Source organism: Sulfitobacter sp. (assembly GCF_036960155.1).
GTDB lineage: Bacteria > Pseudomonadota > Alphaproteobacteria > Rhodobacterales > Rhodobacteraceae > Sulfitobacter.
Window position 1 is genome coordinate 25,569 of the sequence record NZ_JBALWB010000008.1, and the last position, 23,645, is coordinate 49,213.

At 52.1% G+C, this 23,645-nt stretch carries 23 protein-coding genes and 4 pseudogenes; 19 read left to right on the top strand and 8 right to left on the bottom strand.

Annotation, left to right across the window (positions count from 1 at the left end; all coding sequences use genetic code 11):
- Window positions 1-66: 66 nt before the first annotated feature.
- The 3 genes from V7775_RS16375 to V7775_RS16385 all read left to right on the top strand — a co-directional run bounded on the left by V7775_RS16375 (window position 67) and on the right by V7775_RS16385 (window position 2,010).
- Window positions 67-675, top strand: coding sequence for a GntR family transcriptional regulator (locus tag V7775_RS16375; protein ID WP_335752987.1), 609 nt, complete (start codon window positions 67-69; stop codon window positions 673-675).
- Window positions 676-866: 191 nt separating this feature from the next.
- The gene (locus V7775_RS16380; protein WP_335752988.1) at window positions 867-1,517 is read left to right on the top strand and encodes an aromatic ring-hydroxylating oxygenase subunit alpha; all 651 of its coding nucleotides are present in this window, start codon (window positions 867-869) and stop codon (window positions 1,515-1,517) included.
- Entirely contained in the window at window positions 1,459-2,010 is a 552-nt protein-coding gene (locus tag V7775_RS16385) for an SRPBCC family protein (RefSeq protein ID WP_335752989.1), read from the top strand. Before V7775_RS16380 ends, V7775_RS16385 begins: the two co-directional genes overlap by 59 nt.
- A gap of 39 nt (window positions 2,011-2,049) precedes the next feature.
- On the opposite strand, the pseudogene V7775_RS16390 reads toward V7775_RS16385, so the two are convergent.
- Window positions 2,050-3,258 (bottom strand): annotated as a pseudogene (locus V7775_RS16390) (NAD(P)/FAD-dependent oxidoreductase).
- A 33-nt stretch (window positions 3,259-3,291) separates the two neighbouring features.
- A complete protein-coding gene (locus tag V7775_RS16395) occupies window positions 3,292-4,404 on the bottom strand; it encodes an S-(hydroxymethyl)glutathione dehydrogenase/class III alcohol dehydrogenase (RefSeq protein WP_335753177.1) in 1,113 nt (370 codons plus the stop codon).
- 114 nt (window positions 4,405-4,518) lie between these two features.
- Here V7775_RS16395 and V7775_RS16400 point away from each other — a divergent pair, with 114 nt between their 5' ends.
- Complete coding sequence (locus tag V7775_RS16400; RefSeq protein ID WP_335752990.1) at window positions 4,519-5,106, top strand: HutD/Ves family protein; 588 nt, start codon at window positions 4,519-4,521, stop codon at window positions 5,104-5,106.
- On the opposite strand, the gene V7775_RS16405 is transcribed toward V7775_RS16400, so the two are convergent.
- The gene (locus tag V7775_RS16405; RefSeq protein WP_335752991.1) at window positions 5,067-6,425 is read right to left on the bottom strand and encodes a formimidoylglutamate deiminase; all 1,359 of its coding nucleotides are present in this window, start codon (window positions 6,423-6,425) and stop codon (window positions 5,067-5,069) included. The genes V7775_RS16400 and V7775_RS16405 overlap by 40 nt on opposite strands.
- A gap of 83 nt (window positions 6,426-6,508) precedes the next feature.
- On the opposite strand from V7775_RS16405, the gene hutI reads away from it, so the two are divergent.
- From hutI to hutU, 4 genes are read left to right on the top strand one after another with little or no spacing between them, the layout of a single operon-like run.
- Window positions 6,509-7,720, top strand: coding sequence for an imidazolonepropionase (gene hutI / locus V7775_RS16410; protein WP_335752992.1), 1,212 nt, complete (start codon window positions 6,509-6,511; stop codon window positions 7,718-7,720).
- A complete protein-coding gene (gene hutH / locus V7775_RS16415) occupies window positions 7,717-9,255 on the top strand; it encodes a histidine ammonia-lyase (RefSeq protein ID WP_335752993.1) in 1,539 nt (512 codons plus the stop codon). The genes hutI and hutH overlap by 4 nt, the downstream gene beginning before the upstream one ends.
- Window positions 9,252-10,052 carry an N-formylglutamate deformylase gene (hutG, locus tag V7775_RS16420; RefSeq protein ID WP_335752994.1) on the top strand — a complete coding sequence of 267 codons (801 nt, stop codon included), beginning with the start codon at window positions 9,252-9,254 and terminating at the stop codon, window positions 10,050-10,052. The genes hutH and hutG overlap by 4 nt, the downstream gene beginning before the upstream one ends.
- Window positions 10,049-11,716: a urocanate hydratase gene (gene hutU / locus V7775_RS16425; protein ID WP_335752995.1), complete on the top strand. Its 1,668-nt coding sequence runs from the start codon at window positions 10,049-10,051 to the stop codon at window positions 11,714-11,716. Before hutG ends, hutU begins: the two co-directional genes overlap by 4 nt.
- 48 nt (window positions 11,717-11,764) lie before the next feature.
- Here hutU and V7775_RS16430 read toward each other — a convergent pair whose 3' ends face one another.
- On the bottom strand, window positions 11,765-12,454 hold the full coding sequence (locus V7775_RS16430; RefSeq protein WP_335752996.1) for a UTRA domain-containing protein: 690 nt from the start codon (window positions 12,452-12,454) through the stop codon (window positions 11,765-11,767).
- A gap of 299 nt (window positions 12,455-12,753) precedes the next feature.
- On the opposite strand from V7775_RS16430, the pseudogene V7775_RS16435 reads away from it, so the two are divergent.
- From V7775_RS16435 to V7775_RS16455, 5 genes and pseudogenes are all read left to right on the top strand, one after another.
- A pseudogene (locus tag V7775_RS16435) lies at window positions 12,754-13,650 on the top strand (ABC transporter permease).
- Window positions 13,651-13,955: 305 nt separating this feature from the next.
- Window positions 13,956-14,219, top strand: a pseudogene (locus V7775_RS16440) (ABC transporter permease subunit); the annotation flags it as partial.
- 183 nt (window positions 14,220-14,402) lie between these two features.
- The gene (locus V7775_RS16445) at window positions 14,403-15,110 is read left to right on the top strand and encodes an ATP-binding cassette domain-containing protein (protein ID WP_335753178.1); all 708 of its coding nucleotides are present in this window, start codon (window positions 14,403-14,405) and stop codon (window positions 15,108-15,110) included.
- Window positions 15,111-15,120: 10 nt separating this feature from the next.
- Entirely contained in the window at window positions 15,121-15,447 is a 327-nt protein-coding gene (locus V7775_RS16450; protein WP_335752997.1) for a succinylglutamate desuccinylase/aspartoacylase domain-containing protein, read from the top strand.
- Window positions 15,448-15,531: 84 nt separating this feature from the next.
- Window positions 15,532-15,849 carry a hypothetical protein gene (locus tag V7775_RS16455; RefSeq protein WP_335752998.1) on the top strand — a complete coding sequence of 106 codons (318 nt, stop codon included), beginning with the start codon at window positions 15,532-15,534 and terminating at the stop codon, window positions 15,847-15,849.
- Window positions 15,850-15,852: 3 nt separating this feature from the next.
- On the opposite strand, the gene V7775_RS16460 is transcribed toward V7775_RS16455, so the two are convergent.
- The 3 genes from V7775_RS16460 to V7775_RS16470 form a co-directional block, all read right to left on the bottom strand.
- Window positions 15,853-17,010: an FAD-binding oxidoreductase gene (locus V7775_RS16460; protein WP_335752999.1), complete on the bottom strand. Its 1,158-nt coding sequence runs from the start codon at window positions 17,008-17,010 to the stop codon at window positions 15,853-15,855.
- A gap of 1 nt (window position 17,011) precedes the next feature.
- Window positions 17,012-18,052, bottom strand: a complete 1,041-nt coding sequence (locus V7775_RS16465) for an aromatic ring-hydroxylating dioxygenase subunit alpha (RefSeq protein WP_335753000.1) — start codon at window positions 18,050-18,052, stop codon at window positions 17,012-17,014.
- A gap of 105 nt (window positions 18,053-18,157) precedes the next feature.
- Window positions 18,158-19,066, bottom strand: coding sequence for a LysR substrate-binding domain-containing protein (locus tag V7775_RS16470; RefSeq protein WP_335753001.1), 909 nt, complete (start codon window positions 19,064-19,066; stop codon window positions 18,158-18,160).
- A 262-nt stretch (window positions 19,067-19,328) separates the two neighbouring features.
- Between V7775_RS16470 and V7775_RS16475 the strand changes: the two genes are divergently transcribed.
- The 6 genes and pseudogenes from V7775_RS16475 (at window position 19,329) to V7775_RS16500 (ending at window position 22,599) form a co-directional block, all read left to right on the top strand.
- Window positions 19,329-19,451, top strand: coding sequence for a hypothetical protein (locus V7775_RS16475; RefSeq protein WP_335753002.1), 123 nt, complete (start codon window positions 19,329-19,331; stop codon window positions 19,449-19,451).
- A 36-nt stretch (window positions 19,452-19,487) separates the two neighbouring features.
- Complete coding sequence (locus tag V7775_RS16480) at window positions 19,488-19,739, top strand: hypothetical protein (RefSeq protein WP_335753003.1); 252 nt, start codon at window positions 19,488-19,490, stop codon at window positions 19,737-19,739.
- A gap of 146 nt (window positions 19,740-19,885) precedes the next feature.
- A complete protein-coding gene (locus tag V7775_RS16485; RefSeq protein WP_335753004.1) occupies window positions 19,886-20,038 on the top strand; it encodes a hypothetical protein in 153 nt (50 codons plus the stop codon).
- 75 nt (window positions 20,039-20,113) lie between these two features.
- Window positions 20,114-21,487 (top strand): annotated as a pseudogene (locus V7775_RS16490) (FAD-binding oxidoreductase).
- A 14-nt stretch (window positions 21,488-21,501) separates the two neighbouring features.
- Complete coding sequence (locus V7775_RS16495; RefSeq protein WP_335753005.1) at window positions 21,502-21,705, top strand: hypothetical protein; 204 nt, start codon at window positions 21,502-21,504, stop codon at window positions 21,703-21,705.
- A gap of 18 nt (window positions 21,706-21,723) precedes the next feature.
- Window positions 21,724-22,599: an aminotransferase class I/II-fold pyridoxal phosphate-dependent enzyme gene (locus V7775_RS16500; RefSeq protein ID WP_335753006.1), complete on the top strand. Its 876-nt coding sequence runs from the start codon at window positions 21,724-21,726 to the stop codon at window positions 22,597-22,599.
- Between the two features lie 138 nt (window positions 22,600-22,737).
- Here the strand turns inward: V7775_RS16500 and V7775_RS16505 are convergent, their stop codons facing one another.
- Window positions 22,738-23,628 carry a LysR family transcriptional regulator gene (locus V7775_RS16505; protein ID WP_335753007.1) on the bottom strand — a complete coding sequence of 297 codons (891 nt, stop codon included), beginning with the start codon at window positions 23,626-23,628 and terminating at the stop codon, window positions 22,738-22,740.
- Window positions 23,629-23,645 lie beyond the last annotated feature (17 nt).

Below are 23,645 nucleotides of genomic sequence, written 5' to 3' on the forward strand. Positions count from 1 at the left end.
CGCGGACCCAAAATGAACATCAATGACAAGAAAGCTTTGGCGGATTCGGAAAACTAAAATGCGGCAGTGTATACTGATCTCCGCATTAAGCTGATCACTGGCGTTCTAAAACCGGCGGAGGCAATCTCAATCCGCAAACTTGCGGAGAATTACGGAGTCTCGACCATACCCGTTCGGGAGGCCCTTAGGCAATTGGCGTCAGAAGGGGCATTAAACTCAGCTGCGCGCAAAGCTTTTCGCGTTCCTGATTTGACCGCAAAAGAGGCTTCTAATCTTTTCTTTGTTAGGGGTGTCCTAGAAGGCGCTGCTGCTGAAAAAGCGGGCCAACACATCACTGCTAAGACGCTATTACAGCTAGAAAAATTTGTGAAAACGACGTACAAATCCTTGGAAGCGCACGATGCGACGATGTTCTTATTGGCCAATTATGAATTTCACCGCACGATCTATCAATGCAGTGACAATAGCGTACTCGCGTTGAGTATTGACCGTCTCTATGTTCAAACTGGCCCGTGGCTTGCCCATGGGATTGAAAACTTAGTTAATGCAGATAATTGGCTCGGCGAACACGAGTTGATCATCGAGGCCCTACGCGCTGGTGATGCTAAAACCGCACGCAAACTGATCGAAGAAGACACGTTTTGGGGTGTAGACCTTTATCGTACATTGAATTGAACGGATGAGGGCCGCGCCTGCCTCCGCACTCATCATCCGCACCTTCCAAAAACTAAAAATTCAAATCACAGCGCAATACCCTTGCCTCTTCTGCCTCCAATTTGGGAGATTAGGGGTTAAAAACCTTTTGCTTGGCTTCCTCAAAACTGCTGAAAACTGTGATCACAGTTTTCAGCAGTTTTGAGGAAGAAATGTCAGCCATTGAGACCCGTAATGCGCAAGGGTTGCGTCAACATTTGACGGACCTCACCTCGAAACCAAAAGAAGAAGCTTATGGCATGCCGTCGGATTTTTACACCTCGGACGCATTTCACGAGCTTGAGAAGGAACAAATTTTCCGCAGTGAATGGGTCTGCATCGGTCATGTTGGTGAGGCTGCTGAGCCGGGTGATTTTTACACAACCGAGCTGGTCGGTGAGCAGCTATTGGTCGCGCGTGACGATGAGGGCAACATCAACGTTTTATCCAACGTTTGTCGTCATCGTGGGAACTTGGTGGTGAACGAGAGCAGCGGCAATCGGCGTAGTTTTGTGTGTCCGTATCACGCATGGGCCTACACCCGTGACGGCTCCTTAAAAACGGCACCCTTGATGAAAAAGGCAAAAGCCTTTGATGCAGCAAAATGCAGTCTGCCGAAACTTGCGACAGAGATCTGGAACAACTTTATCTTTGTAAATCTGGACGGCACTGCAAAGCCGTTGGCCCCACAGCTGGCATCTTGCACAACTATCACCATGAACTGCGCAATCTTTTATTCTTGGACGAGGCCGTTTGGGGCACCAATTGAAAAATCTAACCGAGAACTTCATGGAAGGGTATCACCTGTTTGCGACCCACCCTAAAATGCTGCAGCCGATTACCCCCACACAGCTGTGCCGCAAAGTGCCCGCCGAAGATCGGTGGACTGCCTATAGATCCTATTACGATCCAGAATTTCCTCCGCGCGGGCCGTTTCACGACGACATGACAGAAGATGAACAAAGAAACAGCGTGCTGTTTAACATCTTTCCCAGCTTCGTAGTCGCTGTGGCCGCGAACTATACGCAGTTTTTGTGTTTGCGCCCGAATGGGGTGGATAAAGTCTCAATTCGTTGGGGTGTTTGTGGTCTGAAGACCGACCCGCTTGATCCTGAAGTCGTGGCCTACGTTGATCTTTGCAAGGCGTTTAACGCTGAAGATAAAGAAAAGTTAGAAACCCTACAGGCGGCGCAAAATACGCGCTATTTCAGCGGAGGTCCTTTAGCGCCAGACGATTTGGAAGGCACAATCTGGGACTTCCTGAAATACATGGAGCGTAAATTGGGCGACAAAATCACGGCTGTCGCAGCCGAATAACACAGATTAGGGCGCGCTCTGACGTGGGGCGCGCACTCTTTACTTAAGGAGTGATTTCAGAACTGTTTCTGGTGATGCAATGATGTCTGGCGCAGGGGATTTTCCCGCTTCAATCAACCGCTTTCCTACCATGTAGTCACGCGGTGCATTCATCGCATTTACCACCAATAGCTTTGCGCCGCGATAATACCAGTGTGACACTGAGCCAGGCTTTTCACCCTGACGGATTACAACCGCATCGTAGCCCGTATTTAGGCCAGCGATTTGCAGCTTTACATCGTATTGATCCGACCAGAACCACGGCTTGGCGACATAGGCTGTGCTAGCCCCATAATATTTGCAGCAACCGCTTCTGCCTGTTCAATAGCGTTTGGAACACTTTCAAGGCGGATGCGTGTCTCCCCTATCGAGAAGGAAGCACAATCTCCAGCTGCCCAGATGTGGGGGGCCGACGTTTTGCCAAACGCATCTGTGTTGATGCCGTTATCAATTGCCAGTCCTGCGGCTTCGGCCAGCGCGGCATTTGGACGGTTCCCAATGCCTGTGATGACAAAATCAACATCCAGTGTTTGCCCGTCACTTAGGACCGCTTGTGTAACATGATCATCACCCACAAGCTTGGATAGGCCGACACCTTCGAGGATTTCAACACCATGACCGTGATGAAGGGCGCGAAAGTAATCCGAAGTTTTGGACGAGGCGACGCGTTGCAAAATACGATCAGCCATTTCAATAACGGTGACGTTAAGCCCAAGCTTTGCGGCAACAGCTGCCGCTTCCAGCCCAATATAGCCCCCGCCCACGATCAAAACGCGCCGTCCTTCCCCAAAATGTGGGGCCATCGTGTCGATGTCGCCCAGCGTACGGACACAAAACACGCCATCCAAATCGCCCCCAATCTTTGAAGGGAGGCGGATCGGGTTCGACCCTGTGGTAAGCACCAACTCGTCAAAGGCGATCTGTTCATCACCAATCGTCAAGCATTGTGCATCCGGGTCGACAGCCGCGACGGTCAATCCGGTACGCACAGTGATATTAGCGCCATCATAACCTAATTGAGGCCGCAAAAAACAGACGTTCGCGTGCCATATCACCCAGCAGGTAAGCCTTTGACAAAGGGGGGCTTTGGTAGGGTAAAACGGGTTCGTCTCCGATCAATGTGATCGCCCCGTCATGCCCAAGCGCGCGCAGCTTGAATGCCAACGCGCTTGCCGCCTGCCCCGCCCCGACAACAACGATATGCGTCATAAGCTCATCCTTTCAAATGCCGTTATCTGCAGATTAAAATTCTACAACAGCACGGATGGATTTGCCTTGATGCATCAGATCAAAGCCGTGGTTGATTTCATCAAGTTTCAGTTTGTGCGTGATCATCGGATCGATTTCGATCTTACCACCCATGTACCAATCTACGATTTTCGGAACGTCCGTACGTCCCTTGGCACCGCCAAATGCGGTTCCGCGCCAAACGCGACCCGTGACCAATTGGAATGGCCGTGTCGAGATTTCTGCACCCGCAGCGGCCACACCGATAACGATGCTTTCGCCCCAGCCCTTATGCGCGGCCTCCAGCGCCTGCCGCATAACAGTTGTGTTGCCAGTAGCGTCAAATGTGTAGTCCGCACCGCCGCCTGTCAGCTCGACCAGATGCGCCACCAAATCACCCTCCACTTTTGACGGGTTCACAAAATCAGTTAGACCAAAGTGACGGCTCATTTTCTCTTTGTCGTCGTTCAAATCCACGCCAACAATCTGATCTGCCCCAGCCATACGCAATCCTTGAATCACGTTTAGGCCAATACCGCCCAAACCAAACACCACACAGCGCGCGCCGATTTCGACCTTTGCCGTGTTGATCACCGCGCCGATACCAGTGGTTACGCCACAGCCAATGTAACAGATTTTGTCGAACGGCGCGTCCTTGCGCACTTTCGCCAAAGCGATTTCCGGCACTACCGTGTGATTGGCGAAGGTCGAACAGCCCATGTAGTGATAGATTGGCGTGCCATCCAGCATCGAAAACCGTGTCGTGCCGTCGGGCAGCAAACCCTGTCCCTGTGTTACGCGGATCGCTTGGCACAGGTTGGTTTTTCCGGACAAGCAATATTCGCACTGACGACACTCTGGCGTGTACAGAGGGATAACATGATCGCCGACTTCCAGCGTGGTGACGCCTTCGCCGATTTCCATCACAATCCCCGCGCCCTCATGACCCAGAATGGATGGAAAGATGCCTTCTGGATCAGCGCCCGAGCGGGTAAACTCATCCGTATGACACAGACCCGTGGCCTTGATCTCGATCAAAACCTCGCCCCGCTTTGGTCCCTCCAGATTAACCTCCATAATCTCAAGCGGTTTTCCAGCGGCAACAGCAACAGCGGCACGGGTTCTCATCATTTGGCGACTTCCTTGTATTTTATGTATAGATTTATTATCATTTAGCACATCAATATATTTCAAAAAGGGCTAGGTCAAGCAACCCCGCCGAAAACGCAGAGAACCAAACCTATGCAAATTCTGAAAGCCGACGCACTGATCGATTTACCTTGGAAGAACGGGGGAGGCATAACGCGCAACATAGCAAAAGGCCTCCATTTTGATCACCTTGCGTGGACAATTAGCCGCGCAGATGTTTCGCAAAACGGACCGTTTTCCGATTTTTCTGGGATGATGCGCATACTGACCGTTGTTTCCGGTGGGCCCATGGTCTTGAGCACGCCAACCACATCGATCACAGCGAACCTATGGGATCCAGTACGGTTTGACGGCAGCCTCGAAATTCAATCTCGCTTGATTGATGGACCCCTGACCGATCTGAATTTGATGTTCGATCCAGCGCGCTGCGAAGGCCATGTCATAACGCATGAAGGCCTGCTTGAATGTAAATTAGAGGCGCCCGATCAAGGGCTACTCGCGTTTCACGTTCTCTCAGGGACGCCTTTTATCGATGGCACGCCCCTTAGCACCGCCGATACCGCGTTTATCCTAGAGACAAACGCGACGCTTGAACTGGCAAAGGGTGACGCTCTACTTGAAATCCGATTGACCTATTTGGATCACAGTGAAGCCATCAAGCTTTTCATCGCAGATCGGTAGGCAGCTGTGATCGCATCGCGCTTAACATGCCGGCCTGATTGTACTGCTTGACGTCCAGCAGACCAGACATCCGTCACCACATCATCTTTGGCAGCGAACACAAGGCCGTCCAATAGCTGATCCTGACGCAATGCACACAATGAAGGCGCGGCACTATTGATCGCGACAAGATCGGCAAGGCCGCCAACCGATATCTCGCCGGTGCCACGGCCCAAAGCTTGCGCGCCACCTTTGGCCGCCCCTGAATAAAGCGTATCACCAACCGATCCTTCGCCGACAACCATTACATTGCGCGCAATGTCACGTAAGCGTTGGGAATACTCCAACGTCCGCAATTCCTCGGTCAACGAAATCAACACATTGGAATCCGACCCGACCCCAAACACCCCGCCAGCGTTCAGATAAGCGGGGCCATTAAACGGACCGTCGCCCAGATTTGCCTCCGTGACTGGGCACAAACCTGCAACAACCCCGGACTTGGCCATATTGACAGTCTCTATTTCTGTCATGTGAGTGGCATGGATCAGGCACCAGTCTTCGTTTACGGCCGTATTCGCAAGCAACCATTCAACTGGCCGCGCGCCAAGCCATGCATGAATATCTTCCACTTCCTTGGGTTGCTCGGCGATGTGAAGATGGATAGGTCCTGAGGTGCGCGCGGCTAACGCTGCCATAAGATCGTCAGGCGATGTGGCGCGTAAAGAATGCGGCGCAATCCCAACCCGGCAATCATCGGGCAATTGCGCAACTGCACCTTCTGCCAGCGCAACCAGTTCATTGAAACGATCAACTGAGTTGCCAAATCTCGCCTGCCCAGCCTCAAGTGGCGACTGCCCGGCGCCGCCATACGTATACAACACCGGCAGGTGTGTGAGGCCGATGCCCGTCAAATCCGCAGCGGCCGCGATACGAGACGAAAGTTCACCCAAATCATCGTATGGTGTGCCACCCGGCTGATGGTGCAAATAATGGAACTCGCCCACACTGGCATATCCGGCTTCTTGCATCTCTAGAAAAACAAAAGCCGCGATGGCCTCAACGTGTTCAGGCGTCAGGTTTGCGGTGAACCGGTACATTAAATCGCGCCACGTCCAAAAACTGTCTTTTCCTGCCATGCGGTATTCGGTCATCCCTGCCATAGCCCGTTGAAAACTATGACTGTGCAAATTTCCAAGCGCAGGCAGAACCGTATCAACAATCACGTCCTCCGCCTGTGGCTTCTGGTTTTTCTCAACCGAAGCGATCCGCCCGTCAGCCACGATTAGGCGGACGTCGGAGGCCCATCCGGTGGAAAGCTTCGCATGCTTTGCAAAAATCATTTGGTCATCTCCTCTTTATGTATAGACATAAATCATATCCACACATACTATAAAAGTGAATTTTTAACTATAGGGGTATGGAAATGACGCAGGACGACAAAGTCTTTTTCAACTTGAACGTCGCGACCATGGATAAATCTGACGCCACATATGGTTGGATTGAAAATGCCGCGATCACCATGGTTGGTGGAGTAATTGAATGGCTTGGGCCCATCGCGGAATTACCTGCCGCCCATGAAACCCTTCCCAAAACTGACCTCGGTGGGCGCGTCGTCACTCCCGGCTTGATCGACTGCCATACGCATATTGTTCATGGCGGCGATCGCGCCGTCGAGTTTGAAATGCGCCTGAACGGGGCCAGTTACGAAGAGGTTGCGCGCGCAGGAGGTGGGATCGTTTCGACGGTTAAAGCCACGCGTGGAGCAACCGAAGATCAACTGCTTGCCGATGCACTGCGCCGTGTGGATGTCCTGATTGGTGAGGGCGTGACCTGCATCGAGGTTAAATCAGGATATGGTCTGGACCTAGAAACCGAACTGCGGATGTTACGCGTGGCGCGGGCAATCATGGCGAACCGTGCCATTCGGGTGAAAACCACATTCCTAGGCGCGCATGCGACCCCCTCAGAATACACAGGTCGCGACGATGCCTATATCGATGATGTTTGCATCCCAACCTTGCGCGCCGCACATGCCGAAGGGCTGGTGGATGCCGTGGATGGTTTCTGCGAGGGAATTGCATTCCAACCTGCCCAAATCTCTCGTGTCTTTGATGTGGCGCGCGAACTGGACCTACCTGTCAAACTACATGCCGAACAACTGTCCAACATTGGTGGCGCAAAATTGGCCGCGCAATATGGCGCGTTGTCTGCAGATCACATCGAGTATCTGGACGAGGACGGCGTAAAGGCCATGAAGGATGCAGGTACAATCGCCGTCATCTTACCCGGCGCATTCTACACATTACGCGAAAAACAGGCGCCGCCCATCGCGCTGCTGCGCAAACATGGCGTACCAATGGCGCTGGCAACCGACATCAACCCTGGTTCGTCTCCCTTGAATTCATTGTTACTGACCCTCAACATGGGCTGCACCCTGTTCCGGATGACGCCAGAAGAATCCCTGCGCGGTGTCACTCAGAATGCCGCGCGTGCATTGGGTCTCTCAGACGTTGGAACCTTAGCGGTGGGTATGCGTGCTGACATGGCTGTATGGGACATCAAACACCCCGCTGAGCTGTCTTATCGCATTGGCTTCAACCCACTTCATTCCCGCATTTTCGGAGGCACATCATGACCACACTCACCCTTACCCCAGGCGCAGTTACATTGGATGATTTGGCCGATATCTACTGGAACGAAGCCGCGGTCAGTCTTGACCCGGCCTGCTATCCTGCAATCGAACTTGCCCACGCGCGTATTGCAAAGGCAGTTGCGGGAACCGATGCTGTTTACGGTGTGAACACCGGCTTTGGAAAACTGGCTTCGGTCAAGATTGAATCTAAAGATACAGCGACATTGCAACGTAACTTGATCCTGTCTCATTGCTGTGGCGTAGGGCCTGCGATCCCCCGCCGCCACGCCCGTTTGATAATGGCGCTCAAACTGCTCAGCTTGGGCCGTGGTGCTTCTGGTGTGCGTTTGGAAGTTGTGACCCTGCTTGAAGGGATGCTCGACAGAGGCGTTACGCCTGTGATCCCCGCCCAAGGTTCTGTCGGAGCCTCGGGCGACCTGGCCCCCCTTGCCCATATGGCCGCCGTCATGATGGCCCACGGAGAAGCCGAATTTCGCGGCGAAGTCATGCCCGGTGACAAGGCACTAGCTGCGGCGGGCCTCACACCTGTTGTGCTCGGCCCAAAGGAAGGGTTGGCACTGATCAACGGCACACAATTTAGCACAGCCTTTGCCCTTGCTGGCTTATTTGGTGCATGGCGCTCCGCACATTCTGCGCTGGTAACATCAGCCTTATCTACCGACGCCATCATGGGTTCAACCGCGCCGCTGCAACCAGAAATCCACGCGCTGCGCGGCCACCTTGGCCAGATCCAAGCTGGTGAAACCATGCGCGCGCTGCTGGCGGGTTCCGAAATTCGCGAAAGTCACATTGTAGATGACGCGCGGGTCCAAGACCCTTATTGCATCCGTTGTCAGCCTCAGGTGACCGGTGCTGCGATGGACGTATTGCGCATGGCTGCGCGCACATTAGAGATCGAAGCGAACGCCGCCACAGACAATCCACTGGTGTTGATCGACGCTGATGTGATCGTGTCTGGGGGCAATTTTCATGCCGAACCGGTTGGCTTTGCAGCGGATATGATCGCACTTGCCATCGCCGAGATCGGGGCCATTGCCCAACGCCGTGTCGCCCTCATTGTTGATCCGGTGCTTAGCTTCAATTTACCCCCATTCCTTACGCCTAATCCGGGTCTGAACAGCGGCTATATGATTGCCGAAGTCACTACTGCTGCCTTGATGAGTGAGAACAAACATCTGGCGAACCCTTGCGTGACCGACAGCACGCCAACCTCTGCCAACCAAGAGGATCACGTCAGCATGGCCGCACATGGCGCCCGCCGATTGGTGCCAATGAACGAAAACTTGGCACGTATTTTGGGTGTCGAGCTGCTTTGCGCGGCGCAAGGGATCGATTTCCGCGCGCCTTTAAGCACCAGTGGCACCTTGCAGAGAGTGGTGACACGAGTCCGCCAAGAGGTTGCCACATTGGGTGAAGACCGTTACCTCGCGCCGGATCTGGAACGTGCTGCTGTGATGATTGCATCGGGTGATGTAGTCGAGGCTGCAGGCATCGACATGCCAACGTTGTCCCAATGAACCCCGTAGAAATCCATCAAGGTGACAGCCCCGTTGTTCTGGGTTTGCCGCATACAGGAACATTTGTGCCCGACGATATCCTCGCGGATTTGAACGCACGTGGACGCGGGTTGGATGACACTGACTGGCACGTTCACACCCTCTATGACGGTGTTTTGGCAGGGGCTAGTTCCGTGCGTGCGACCTTCCACCGCTATGTCGTGGACGCCAATCGCGATCCTTCGGGCGTCTCTTTGTATCCGGGGCAAAATACCACCGGATTGGTGCCTTTGACCGATTTTGATGGCCATGACATCTGGACAATTCCGCCGACCCAAGCAGCCATTGAGGCGCGTCGCAAATCGTACCACGCGCTCTACCACGCAGCATTACAAGCCGAGCTGGAGCGCGTGCATGACATACATGGGATCGCGATCCTATATGATTGCCATTCTATCCGGTCGGGCATTCCCTTCCTATTTGATGGTGTCCTGCCGGATTTTAACATTGGTACAAATATGGGCGCTACCTGTGCGCCCGAAATTGAAGCAGCCACACAAGATATCTGCGCCAAAGCCACTGAATACACCTCCACCACGAACGGACGTTTTAAGGGCGGATGGACGACACGTCATTACGGCCGCCCTGCTGAGGGGTTTCACGCGATCCAGATGGAATTGGCACAAAGCACATACCTCAACGCTGAAGTCGCGCCTTGGGATTACGACACAGGAAAATCTGAACGCCTTCGCGTTCATCTCAAAACCATTTTGACAAAATTGGCCACGCTGGCCCCCACTTTGAAAGGCACATCATGAGCGATCCACGCAAGAACACCCGTGACGTTTTTCCCGCAACTGGTACCGAGCTGACCGCCAAAAGCTGGCTGACAGAAGCCCCTTTGCGGATGCTGATGAACAACCTGCATCCCGACGTCGCTGAAAACCCGCATGAGTTGGTGGTTTATGGCGGTATTGGCCGAGCTGCCCGGACGTGGAAAGATTATGACATGATCGTCGCTGCCTTGCGTGATCTGGAGGAAGACCAGACGCTTTTGGTCCAATCTGGCAAACCCGTCGGCGTGTTTCAAACGCACAAAGATGCACCACGTGTTTTGATCGCGAACTCCAACCTCGTGCCGCATTGGGCCACGTGGGATCACTTCAACGAGCTCGATAAAAAAGGCCTTGCGATGTACGGCCAGATGACTGCCGGATCGTGGATTTACATTGGATCACAGGGCATTGTCCAAGGCACTTATGAGACCTTTGTTGAGGCAGGACGCCAGCACTACAGCGGTGACTTGACGGGCAAGTGGGTCCTTACGGGCGGCCTTGGCGGTATGGGCGGTGCACAACCACTTGCGGCCGTTATGGCCGGCGCATGTTGTTTGGCAGTTGAATGTAACCCCGAGAGCATCGATTTCCGTCTGCGCACGCGGTACGTTGATGAACGCGCGGATACACTTGATGAAGCGCTCGAGATGATAGAACGCTGGACCGCAGCAGGTGAGGCAAAATCTGTAGGCCTTTTGGGTAACGCAGCGGATGTGTTTGCAGAAATTGCTGCACGCGGCGTTCGCCCTGACATGGTGACAGACCAAACATCTGCACACGACCCGATCAACGGCTATTTGCCGCAAGGGTGGACAATGGCACAGTGGAAAGAAAAACGCGAAAGCGACCCAAAAGCGGTTGAAGTTGCGGCGCGGGCATCAATGAAAGTCCAGGTCAAGGCGATGCTCGACCTCCAAAAAGCGGGCAGTCCGACGTTCGATTACGGAAACAACATCCGCCAAGTTGCGCTGGACGAAGGTCTGGAAAACGCATTCGATTTCCCTGGCTTTGTGCCTGCCTACATCCGCCCTTTGTTTTGTCGTGGCGTTGGCCCCTTCCGCTGGGCCGCGTTGTCTGGTGATCCAGAAGATATCTACAAAACAGATGCCAAAGTGAAAGAGATCCTCTCTGAGGACAAACATCTGCACAATTGGCTGGACATGGCCCGGGAACGTATTGCGTTCCAAGGACTACCTGCCCGCATTTGCTGGGTTGGTCTAGGCGTGCGTCACAAGCTAGGCCTCGCGTTTAACGAGATGGTTCGCACTGGTGAACTAAGTGCGCCAATCGTCATCGGTCGTGACCATTTGGACTCAGGTTCTGTTGCATCGCCCAACCGCGAAACAGAGGCCATGAAAGACGGCTCTGATGCTGTTTCTGATTGGCCACTGCTGAACGCGCTGCTCAACACTGCGTCAGGCGCAACGTGGGTTTCTTTGCACCACGGCGGTGGCGTTGGCATGGGCTTTTCCCAGCACTCTGGCATGGTCATTTGTTGTGATGGTTCTGAAGACGCAGACCGCCGCATCGCACGCGTTTTGTGGAATGATCCGGCCACTGGCGTGATGCGCCATGCCGATGCAGGGTATGAAGATGCGCTGGATTGCGCACGTGAGAACGGCCTAAATCTACCCGGCATCCTCTAAGACAATGTCCCGTCGCAGCCGACCAGCTGCGGCGGAACTTTTTGGTTATCAGAAGCGCGTCGTCATACGGTGGCCCGGTCTGTACGAGAAACGAACATAGGTCACTGCGTCTTTTTCCCACCACGTAGAGCGTTCAATTTTAAAAACCGGATCACCAACAGAGCAGGCCAGATAATCAGACAGGTTCTGATCTGCTAATCCCGCAGATAAATTGATCTCGGCTTCCGAGAAGGGGACCGTTGAAACCAGCCACTCTCCCGGCCCACATTTCGTAAAATCGGTATCTTCTGCTTTGGGCAATGCCGTGAGGTTGATCCATCGGTCTTCGTGCTCATAGGGCGTGCCGTCGGCGTAATGCATACAAACCAAATGCAGCACCTTTCCACCCTCTGGCAGCTGAATTCGAGTGCGCAACCAATCAGGTGCAACCTCAACCGAACGACTGGCCAAAGAATAGCGATATGAGGCACCCTTTTCCTCGATCTCATCACGCACAATCGGTATATTAAATCGTGCTTGGCGTAGGGGTGCCAATCGAACGCGCGTGCCAGCCTTGCGCCGTCTTTCGATAATACCATCATCAGACAGTTCACGCATCGCACGGTTTACCGTAGCGCGGGCACACCCATAAGTCGCAGCAAGATCAACCTCATTTGGGATCAGATCACCGGGGCCCCAATCACCCTTGATGATCTTTGCCAGAATGTCAGATTTGACCTCTTTATAGGTAACTTTCATAATCGCCCATTTCTTATGCTTTAAGTTCGTTTCATTGGCGTAGCCGTTGTCATCACTCGAGGGTTAAGCATCTCAACTTTTTGGAGTTTCCGTTATTCACATTCGTTGCCGAAATTTGTTGCTCATGGAGAGAAACTAAACGGTCCTACAGCAAGACTGGCTTGACCCTACACACCGATCCGCTCCACTTTCTTATTAATCTAGACTTAATGCAATATACTAAGACAAAAGTGGCGAACATGAATTCAATCCTGACCATTGTCCTAAAACGTTTATTGATAGGCCTGCTGACATTATGAATTGTCACCGTCATCATATTTGCCGCGATTGAACTCTTGCCTGGAGACGTCGCGACAGAAATGCTCGGTCAAGCAGCAACCGAGGAAAGCGTTGCTGCGTTTCGTGAGAAATTCGATCTTAACGGCCCTCTTCACTTTCGCTATTTCTCGTGGTTGGCAGGGGCCGCAACAGGTGACTTCGGAATATCGCATACCAATCAAAGACCTATCTCGGATTTTCTCGGGCAACGCACTGCCAACACTTTTTTCTTAGCGGGATACGCCGCGGCGATCTCCGTTCCGATTGCAATTGTGTCCGGAATGATGGCGGCGCTTTACAACGGCTCTGTGTTTGATCACCTTCTTTCCAGTTCAACGTTGGCGGCAATTTCTTTCCCCGAATTCTTCGTCGCTTACATCCTTATCTTAGTGTTCTCAGTTAGCCTTGGATGGTTTCCAAGCATCGCCAATGTTGATGCGGATACTGGCTTCACTGAACGCCTTTACAAAACCTTCCTTCCAGCCATGACGCTCACATTGATCGTGTTGACCTATATGATGCGCATGACACGAGCGGCTATCCTGAACCTGTTGGCGCTCCCTTATATATAAATGGCCCACCTCAAGGGTATCAAGCGTTGGCATGTTATCGCTGTGCACGCCCTTCCAAATGCACTGGCGCCAATCATCAATGTGATTGCGTTGAACCTTGCTTACCTGATTGTGGGTGTTGTTTTGGTCGAGGTCGAATTTGTATATCCTGGCCTTGGGCAAGTGTTGGTTGATGCTGTGTCAAATCGCGATGTAACGGTTGTTCAGGCCGCCTGCCTGATTTTTGCTGCAACCTATATTCTACTCAATTTATTGGCGGGTATTCTGTCAATCGTTGCAAACCCCCGCCTTTTGCACCCGAGATAACCCATGCAGAATTTGACACACCACCTTCGTGATGCCCTCTTTCTGCATGGATTGGGATTGTAATAGTAACCCTCTATTCGCTCATCGCCATTGGTGCGCCTTTGTTCGCGCCCTTTGCAGAAAGCGCCTCAGTCGGCGCTCAATATCAACCTTGGGCTGCACCTCATTATTTAGGGACCGACGCCTTGGGCCGAGATGTGTTATCCCGTCTGATTTACGGCGCACGTAACACGGTGGGGATCGCGCTGGTGACCACGGCACTTGCCTTTTCACTAGGCGCGATTTTTGGGCTTTTAGCCGCTACTATGGGTGGCTGGTTTGACACAATTGTCTCGCGCATAGTTGATGTCCTTATGGCGATCCCACCGCTGATCTTTGCACTACTCATCCTGACAGTCACGGGCACATCCGTTGTTGCATTGATCCTTGTCATCGCCGTGTTGGACAGCACCTGAGTATTCCGATTGTCGCGCGCCGTGGCACAATGGATTTTGACAATGGACTATATCGAAGTCGCTCGGATGCGTGGCGAAGGAATGTTCTGGTTGATCCGTAAAGAAGTTTTGCCAAACGCCGCAGCGCCCCTAATCGCTGAATTTGGTTTGCGGTTTTGTTTTGTCTTCTTTGATGAACCAACGACCGCATTGGATGTGACCACGCAGATCGAAGTTTGGGACGCTGTTCGTGACATTGTGCGCGAATATAACACGGCCGCGATCTATATCACCCATGACCTTGCCGTCGTCGCGCAGATGGCTGACCAGATCAAAATTCTGTTGCCTGGTGAAGAAGTGGAACAGGCCTCGGCCCGTGAAAGGTTAGCGAACCCGCAACAAGAATACACCAAATCCTTGTGGGCCGTACGCGACTTTCGCAGAGAGCCCCGTGCCGCCGAAGCGAACACCGACGAGACATTACTCGACATCAAAAACATCTCTGCAGCCTATGGGACGGTTCAAGTTCTTAATGATGTTTCTTTGAGCATCAAACGCGGCAGGACGGTGGCTGTTGTTGGTGAAAGTGGATCAGGAAAATCAACGCTTGCACGCGTTGTCATGGGGCTCCTCCCGCCCACTGACGGCGAAATTATACATGATGGAACACTGTTACCAAAATCAGGCGCAAAACGGTCCCGTGGATTGCAACGCCACCTTCAGATGATCCATCAGATGGCGGACACCGCACTGAACCCCAAGCAGTGGATCAAGGATATTGTCAGCCGCCCGTTAGAGTTTTTCCTTGGCATGAAGGGCGCCGCAAAAGGAGCACGGATCAAAGAACTTTTGACCTTGATTAAACTTGATCCAGGTGAGTTCATGAACCGTCTGCCATCCGAACTGTCCGGGGGTCAAAAGCAACGCATTTGTATCGCACGTGCATTGGCGGCAGAGCCTGATTTCATCATTTGCGACGAAGTCACATCAGCCTTGGATCAGTTGGTTGCCGAGGGCACCGTTTGATGATGGCAATTTGAACCGATCATTCACAGGTGTGGCTTTTGCAGGGCCCACCCAAGACATTGCTGGATTTGTCGCCACCCACCTCATAGCTGAAGCCGATCTTGCAATTGATATTCATTCTGGCGGCAAGATTTCTGATTTTTTGGATACCGCATATTTTTGCTGGTCCAACGATCCAGCCCAAAATGCTCAGACACGTGAATTGGTCAGCATCATGGGGCTGCCCTACACCATGGTTGTACCTGCCAGCGATACAAACGGTGATTTCGACAGTGCAGCCCATGCTTCCGGGTGCGCGATGATTTCGTGTGAATTAGGTGGAGGTGCCAAAGTATAGGTCCCGTCCTTAGAAGCCGGTTGGCACAGTGTGTCGAGATTGTTGGCACATCAGGGCGTCCTTCGTGAAGAAGCTGCCAAACGATTGGCTATACAACCATCACCACTGACAACTTTCCTCGATCTCAGTGAAAACGTGATCTATGTCACGGCACAATCACCCGGCATCGCTGAGCCTTTGGTAACTCTTGGTGAGAAGATCACAGTTGGCCAACCGCTTATACTGATCCGCGATCTCTATAAGATGGACGCCGCCCCCGAAGCTTTAACAAGTCAGCAAAGCGGCATCGTTTCCATAGTTCGAACCACTCCGATTGTGGCCCCGGGCGACCACCTGTGTGTGATCTGCCCGGTTCTTTCCTCTGCTGGCGTGGACGCGCAGATGACTGCCGCAATACCCTAAGCGTCAGATATCTAGCACAACGGCACCTTTGGGGCGTGAACAACAAATCAAGACCTGCCCTTCTTCGGGATGGATCAATGGGTCTTGGAAATACTCAACTTCACCCGAAACCAATGTACACTTACACGCATTGCAAATACCGGAACGACAGCTGAATTCGGGATTCAATCCTTCGCTTTCTGCCAACTCCAGCAGTGAATCTACCGCACCATCCCAAGCAGCAGATGTCTTTGATTTGCGAAAAGAGACATCTCCCTGCAATGCGAAAGATGATTGCTGCGCCACCTCATCCGCCGAGGACCAAGCATCAGGGTTCGTCAGATATGTCAACGATTGAACAATCGCCGGAGCACGTGAGGCAGCCTTACCGGCTTGTGGTTTGGCTACCTGCGCATCCAACGACGCCGCCTTGCCGAAGAATTCATAAGCGATCCGAGCTTTCTGAACCCCAACCTCTTGCAGCAATTGATACATCGCAGCCATGAAAGGTGTCGGCCCACAGAGATACACCTCATAATCATCAATGGGTAGGATGCGTTGCAAGAACACTTTGTCGATCACCCCTTGGGCGTCAAATAATTTCGCAGCGCGATCATCGGCACTGGGTGTGCGATAAACAAATTTGGTTGTGATGCGATCACTGCTGCAGCCTAACACCTCGTCGCGCAATGCGTGAACCTGACCATTTTCGCAGGCATGTAAGAAATACACATCACGGTCACTTTCACGCAATCGGTGAATCATGGACACCATAGGCGTCTGACCGACGCCGCCGGACAAAAGGACAACTGGCCGTGTGCTTTCCTCATCAAGGTAGAATGTACCGCGCGGCGCAGCGACATCAATCACATCGCCAATTTCCACGTGATCGTGCAGCCAGCAGGACCCTACTCCGTCAGGTGTCCCGTTTCGACCTGCCTCACGTTTCACCGAGATACGGTAAAAACTGGTCTGCGATGGATCGCTCGAAACTGAGTAAGTTTTGAGAACAGGATCGCCCGCTGACGGCACAGTTAGTGTGATATATTGCCCCGCCTTTACATGCCAAACAGGTGCCCCGTCAGAGGGCTCAAGGTAGAAAGACGTGATGATCTCACTTTCCACGTGTTTTTTCGCGACGCGAAACTCGCGAAATCCTCTATTCTCCAAATTTTGCGTCATTTTACTGACTCATCTTCGCATCAACCATCGCCTCTTCGGCAATCATGGCCTCCAACTGGCGGCGGAACCGGAGTTGGCCCGCATCAATGCCCAGATCTATATGGGGCGATGTTTTCTCGTTCATCCCAATCTGAACCTGATCCAGTACCGCACGGTCTTCCTCAAAGGCATGGCGTACATCTTCGCTCATCATCTTTGAAAGCTCTTCATCATCAGGACGAATATTGCGCAGCTGGAACCAGTAGTACCGCGTCTCGTTCTCGGTCGTTGGTGTCATAAAATTGTAGCTGTCCATGACAAATGTGTTCTCATGCAGCGTGCCATCTACACCACCTGTCCCCGCAGGGGTGAACACCGCACGAACCAGCGCGTGGCTAGGATAGCGCACTTCATAATGTTGGAGCCGGTCGCAATTGCCTTCGAACTCCACCACTTTTTTGTAAAACGGCGCTGGCTCATGATCCATCATCCAACGGTGAACGATTACGCCTGTATCAGTTTTGGTGACACGCAAAGGCGTGTCCTTGGTGGCAGCCGTCGCGAAAGAGGTTTCATGCACCCAAGCAACGTGCGTCGGATCAAGCAAGTTGTCGCACATCAGCAGGTAATTGCAGTTCAGCTCCATAGCTGCACCGCGGTTAATACCCCAATCTGGGCTGTCGAAGTTCGGAATATCAATAATATCTTCGACATCTGCGATGGCCGCATTACCCATCCAAATCCACACCAGCCCATATTTTTCGTGAACTGGATAGGGACGCACGCGCGCCGCCGATGGGATACGCCCGCCGCCCGGCGCCCAAACGCATTGACCAGCACAATCAAACGTTAACCCGTGATAGCCGCATTCAACGTTATCACCTTTGATCCGCCCCTTGGACAAAGGTAACTTGCGATGCGGACACGCATCCTCCATTGCGATGACTTCGCCTTCAGTATTGCGAAACATGCAAATTTTCTCGCCCAGCACTTTGACCTGCTGCAAATCGTTGATCACTTCATCGCTCCACGCAGCGACGTACCAAGCATTTTTTAGAAACATGTTTCTTCCTAACTGACGGGTTTTCTTGTTTGGAGGGACGATACGCCAGTTCGAATGTCAAAGAAATCGAACCCGCACACCCTATTGTTTAGATTTCCTATTCTTTCAGACTTTGGCTTCTGCTAAAATCCAATTTAGAAAATGACGCGGTTTTTCCTGATCTAAAATCGCGGAGCCCCAACAGATGTAGTAGGGTTCTGGCATCTGAATTGAGTCCTGAGAAATTCGGGTCAGGCGCCCCAATCCAAGATCCACAGACGAAAAAGACAATTGTGCCAAGGCAATACCTTGCCCGCTTGCCACGGCTTCTAGCGCGGAACTGGACAGCGAATGGACAGAGGTAGGTTTTCGCGTTGATTGCGGATGACCCTGCGCAGCAAGCCAAGTTCCTAACCTAGGCACATTCGCAAAGGACGGCCCCCAATCGATATCAACCCACGGCAGATCAGACAGCTTTGATGGGTCAAGCGCTTCAGGATTTTTCGCCAAGAATTCAGGTGAACAAACTGGAAAGCAAACGTCATGAAAAAGGGGACGAGCATGCGGGAAAGTCTTTGAAACTGCACCATAGGTCAGGCGGAACATGTGATCTAAAAACTCCGGTTCCGGTTCTCCGTGAGTGGCCTCAAGACGGATTGAAACATCTTGGTGTCGCGCCTCAAAGCTTTGTAACCGAGGCTGCAACCACTTCAACAAAAGCGTCGGCAAGCCCGACACGTTTATATCTAAATCAGAATTTTGTTGCGCCAATAACTTTTGCGCATGTTTCAGTTTCTCGAAGCCTCCTGAAATTACGGCATGGTAAGCCATTGCTTTAGGTACAAGCGATGCACGCCGCCCATCTTTCATAATGAGTGGAATTTGCAGGTGATCTTCGAGCAACTTAAGTTGCTGGCTAATTGCGCCCGACGTAACGCCCAATTCTTGTGCAGACGCACTTACCGACCCAAGCCTCCCGAAGCTCTCAAAAGCCTGCAACGCACGCAGTGGTGGCAAAATTGAGCGTTTCTTCATCTTACCGATCCCGTTTTTCGACGCACGTTAGCAATACTAAACAGTGTCATTTGAAAACTGATTTGTCACCCCGTTATATTGCCCAATACGCTATTAAGCACAGACATATCTCAATGAGCAAGACAAAGAAGGCCTCCACGGCCGCGCATCCAACTGGAGATCACCCATGACCTATTAGACGAACCGACGCAGTATATTATTAGGTGGCAGCGCACTTGAGGCAACGACCCTTGTTGTGCCCCAAGCCACAGGAACAAGATTCATGCAAAACCTTCAATGGCAGTTGCGTAACAACTTGATTGAAGTTGATGCAGGTGGCGTCCTTGTTCCCGAGTTTGCAACAAACTGGGCTTCGAATGACGGCCTAACTGTTTGGACGTTCTAGCTTCGCGAAGGCGTAGAGTTCCACAACGGATAAACGATGGGTGCAGATGATGTCGTCTTTTCGGTTAATCTTCACCGTGGGGAATCCTCGACATCGCAAGTTAAAGCACTTATCGCAGTCATCAGCGATGTGCAGGCAACGGCACCAAATGAAGTGACAGTCACGCTGGAGCTTCGGGTATCGACGTCACATTCTCAAGAGAACCTAATGACGGCAACTGGTCCAACATCTGGGGCAAAAAACCGTTCTTTGCATCTCGTTGATCTAGTCGCGCAAACGAAGACCTGATACTGTCGCTTGTCTATTCCCAAGGAGCAATTGCAAGTGGTTACAATGAAACCACTTGGGACCATGGGGCATTCAATGCCGCACTTATAGCGGCACGATCTGAAAAAGACGACGCAAAACGCAGATCGCTCTATGCTGAATGCCAAATGCTGATCCACGAAGACGGTGGCCTCATTACCCCAGTTTGGGCTGACTTCCTTGACCCCAAATCAAACAAATTTTCAACGGGCGAAGAGATTTCTGGCGATTGGGATCTTGACGGCAACCGGTGCGCGGAACGTTGGTGGTCTAACGCGTAATTAACGAACGAAACATTTTGCGGGCCGCACTTAACTGCGGCCCGCTCTTCTTTTGTCACATCGAAATGCCAGTATATGCGTAAAAACCTCTCTGCCCTTCTTGAAACGTTGAAGATCCAATTCACCGAAAGGGTACTGACATCGCAAGCCGCACGAGAACATCATGGCAGCGGCGAAAGCCATCTCCCTTCTGCAAGGCCTGATGCCGTCGTGATGGCCTACTCAACCCAGGAAGTGTCGGATGTGTTAAGGGCCTTTACCCAACACGGCGTGCCCGTCATTCCGTTTGGAGCAAGATCATCTCTGGAGGGGCAAATCCACGCACCACACGGTGGAATTAGCATTGATTTGTCAGCAATGGATCAAGTCATATCGGTACAAGATGCCGACATGGATTGTACCGTTCAATGCGGCGTCACACGTCAGGCATTGAACGAGCACCTACGCGCGACTGGCTTGTTCTTTCCAGTTGATTTGGGCGTACATGCGACCTTGGGCGGAATGGCTGCAACGCGCGCGTCAGGCACCACAACAGTACGATACGGATCCATGCGCGATCTTGTTTTGGGCCTAACCGTCGTCATGCCCGATGGCGAAGTTATCCACACAGGAGGCCGTGCGCGCAAATCATCCGCAGGCTACGATTTGACGCGCTTACTAATTGGCTTGGAAGGCACTTTGGGTATCATAACCGAATTGAACCTGCGTCTATTTGGAATTCCCGAAGCGAGACAAACCGCCATGTGTAGTTTCAGCACCATTGAAGATGCCACAGAGACCGTTGTGATGGCATTGCAATGCGGTCTAGCGCTTAACCGGATAGAACTGGCTGACACACTTCAAGTGTGTGCAATCAATAGCTACTCTGGCACGGACCTGCCCGAATGTCTGACACTTTGGGTTGAGATGACAGGCAACCCTGCAACGGATGAAAACGACATGGCAACCTTTGAAGAACTTGCTGGCGCCGCAAGTCAGATTAATTGTGCAACGTCTCCCGATTATGCCGCCCGTATTTGGCGCATTCGACATGACGCACTATATGCTGCACGCGCTTTGCGCCCGGAATCCAAGGGGATATCCACCGATGTGTGTGTGTGCCGATCTCACAACTACCCGATTGTATCAGCGCCATTCAAAAAGTCATCGCAACAACATCCATACGAGCCCCACTGGTAGGGCCATGTCGGAGACGGGAATTTCCACCTCATTCTCCTCTATGACGCAGAAAATGAAACCGAAATCAGCGAACCGCGCCACATCAATGCCAACCTCGTTGAGATGGCTATCAAACTGGGTGGTACGTGCACCGGGGAACATGGCGTTGGCTTGGGGAAAAAGGCCTATTTGCAATCGGAGCACGGCTCTGCCCTTGGCATTATGGCACGTATCAAAAAGGCGATCGACCCAGACAATATCAAGAATCCTGGTAAAATTTTCAATCTATAACTAAAGGAATAATCATGACTGCCTCCCTTCTCAGTGATCTGATCCGCCAAGAAGTTGTTCATCTTCCCACCTATAACGCGGGCATCGCATTGGACCAATTTAGGGCTGTCTACGGCATCGATTGCCTGACCAAACTTGATAGCTACGAGAGCCCCATGGGCCCCTCTCCTTTGGCTGTCAAAGCCATGCAAGAGGCGGCAAATGGTGTTGCCTGTTAACCCGACGCGGCAAATACTGTGTTGCGCGCTTTAATCGCCCAATCGATGGGCACGCAGGCAGACCGCATCATTGTTGGCAACGAGTCCGAAGACCTGATCGGTGCCCTTTTCAGGGCCGTCATCCGTCCGAACGATCAGGTTGTCACGATTTATCCCAGTTTTGGATTACACGAGTTTAGTGCCCAGATGTTTGGCGCAACAGTTACCAAGGTTCGCTTCAATGAAGACTGGTCTTTTCCCCTAGAGGGGCTGCGTCAGGCATTGCGTTCTAAACCTAGGGCTTTGATTTTTTCCTCACCCAGCAATCCCGCCGGGCCCGCCATTTCGGAAACTGAATTTCGACAAGTGATCGCAGATACCGATCCAACCACCGTTATTTGTTTTGATGAGGCCTACGTTGAATTCATTGAACAGAGTAAACGGTTCGATGCACTGAAAATATTAGATGAAACTAAGAAATTCGCCATTCTCCTGCGGACATTCTCCAAAGCATACGGTTTGGCAGGTGCGCGTGTTGGCTACAGCATTGCCAGCGATCCGCAACTCATTGCCGCATTAATAAAAACGCGTAATCCGTTCGGCGTGAATGCGTTGGCGGCTTGTGCTGCCGCAGAAGCTATTGGTGACTTGACGCATCTTAAAAACACAGTTGCACTAGCAACGAGAGAACGAAAAAGGGTCACTGCGGCATTGATCTCTAAGGGGTTCAAATGTGCTCCGTCTCAAACCAACTTTGTATTTTTTGACACTGGTTCATCAGCGAAAGTTTTCGCTGATGAACTACGCAGCAAGGGTGTTTTGATAAAGGGCTGGTTAGAAAAACCCTTCGACACTTGGGCGCGGGTCACAGTCGGCACACCCGACGAAAACGACATATTCTTAAATTCTTTGTAGGAGACTTCATGAACGTCCGTGACGTGCACCTCTGCATTAGAGCCACACGAACATTCAAGGACTATCGCTTGCTCGTGTTGGCTTGAGTTGTCAAAATGAGAGAGCGATAGACCCAAAATTCACAGTGTGAGAAAAACTTCACCCTGTCTTGGCAAGATCAATAAAGGCTCGGAGGCGTGCTGGCATGTGCCGTTTGGTCAGGTAGTTGATGGTATATCGATGCAAGGAGGGTATTTGGCCCTCAAACAATGAGATTAGCCTCTTCTCTTTGAGCATCGTCGCTGCTGCATAACTGTAGATGTAGGTCAGGCCTACTCCTTCTTCGGCAAATCGCAGCATTGAGTCAAAATCGTTAAGCACCAATTTTGGCTTTGGCATGACGGAGTAAACGCCCTCATCGCGCTTAAAATTCCATGGCGCTAGCCCGCCTGAGTTCGAGAACGCAAAGCAAATTCCGTCGTGATTGATCAAGTCGCTGGGCGTCTCCGGATATCCGAGACGCTCGAGATATTCAGGTGACGCCAGCAACGAGAAATCTAACACGGGGCCAACTGGAACGGCGTGAGTATCTTGCTCCACCATTGCCTGAGACCGTATCGTTGCATCAATGCCAGAGCTGACGAGATCGACTTTGCCATCGTCATAGATCACCTCAACCTGAACCTCAGGATATGCTTTGATGAAAAGCGCAATCAGGTCATTCATAAACAAACTAGCGCTGCTGCGCGGTGCGCTAAGCCTTAATGTTCCCGCGACGACCCCTTCAACATCATTCAGATCTTTGATTGCACCTTCCAGATCAGAAATTGCGGGAGAGCTGCGCTCAAACAACTTTTGTCCAACCATTGTGAGCGATATTTTCCGCGTCGTGCGCTCAAATAACCGCACGCCCAAACGATCTTCAAACCGTTGCACAGCATCGCTCACCGACGCTGGCGCTTGCTGCAGGCTTTCGGCGGCCGCACGAAACCCGCCCGTTCGTGCTACTTCCACAAACACGCTCATATCGTTGAGTTGCCCACGCTTCATTGTACATTTATCCGATC

Bases quoted from the DNA above. Each gene is read 5' to 3' on its own strand.
- V7775_RS16475 (WP_335753002.1), top strand. From the start codon at position 19,329: ATGCAAAACCTTCAATGGCAGTTGCGTAACAACTTGATTGAAGTTGAT.
- V7775_RS16400 (WP_335752990.1), top strand. From the start codon at position 4,519: ATGCAAATTCTGAAAGCCGACGCACTGATCGATTTACCTTGGAAGAAC.
- V7775_RS16445 (WP_335753178.1), top strand. From the start codon at position 14,403: ATGGCTGACCAGATCAAAATTCTGTTGCCTGGTGAAGAAGTGGAACAG.
- hutU (WP_335752995.1), top strand. From the start codon at position 10,049: ATGAGCGATCCACGCAAGAACACCCGTGACGTTTTTCCCGCAACTGGT.
- V7775_RS16395 (WP_335753177.1), bottom strand. From the start codon at position 4,404: ATGAGAACCCGTGCCGCTGTTGCTGTTGCCGCTGGAAAACCGCTTGAG.
- V7775_RS16470 (WP_335753001.1), bottom strand. From the start codon at position 19,066: ATGAAGAAACGCTCAATTTTGCCACCACTGCGTGCGTTGCAGGCTTTT.
- V7775_RS16495 (WP_335753005.1), top strand. From the start codon at position 21,502: ATGACTGCCTCCCTTCTCAGTGATCTGATCCGCCAAGAAGTTGTTCAT.
- V7775_RS16460 (WP_335752999.1), bottom strand. From the start codon at position 17,010: ATGACGCAAAATTTGGAGAATAGAGGATTTCGCGAGTTTCGCGTCGCG.
- V7775_RS16485 (WP_335753004.1), top strand. From the start codon at position 19,886: ATGCTGATCCACGAAGACGGTGGCCTCATTACCCCAGTTTGGGCTGAC.
- V7775_RS16480 (WP_335753003.1), top strand. From the start codon at position 19,488: ATGGGTGCAGATGATGTCGTCTTTTCGGTTAATCTTCACCGTGGGGAA.
- hutH (WP_335752993.1), top strand. From the start codon at position 7,717: ATGACCACACTCACCCTTACCCCAGGCGCAGTTACATTGGATGATTTG.
- V7775_RS16465 (WP_335753000.1), bottom strand. From the start codon at position 18,052: ATGTTTCTAAAAAATGCTTGGTACGTCGCTGCGTGGAGCGATGAAGTG.
- V7775_RS16405 (WP_335752991.1), bottom strand. From the start codon at position 6,425: ATGATTTTTGCAAAGCATGCGAAGCTTTCCACCGGATGGGCCTCCGAC.
- V7775_RS16430 (WP_335752996.1), bottom strand. From the start codon at position 12,454: ATGAAAGTTACCTATAAAGAGGTCAAATCTGACATTCTGGCAAAGATC.
- hutI (WP_335752992.1), top strand. From the start codon at position 6,509: ATGACGCAGGACGACAAAGTCTTTTTCAACTTGAACGTCGCGACCATG.
- hutG (WP_335752994.1), top strand. From the start codon at position 9,252: ATGAACCCCGTAGAAATCCATCAAGGTGACAGCCCCGTTGTTCTGGGT.
- V7775_RS16380 (WP_335752988.1), top strand. From the start codon at position 867: ATGTCAGCCATTGAGACCCGTAATGCGCAAGGGTTGCGTCAACATTTG.
- V7775_RS16505 (WP_335753007.1), bottom strand. From the start codon at position 23,628: ATGAAGCGTGGGCAACTCAACGATATGAGCGTGTTTGTGGAAGTAGCA.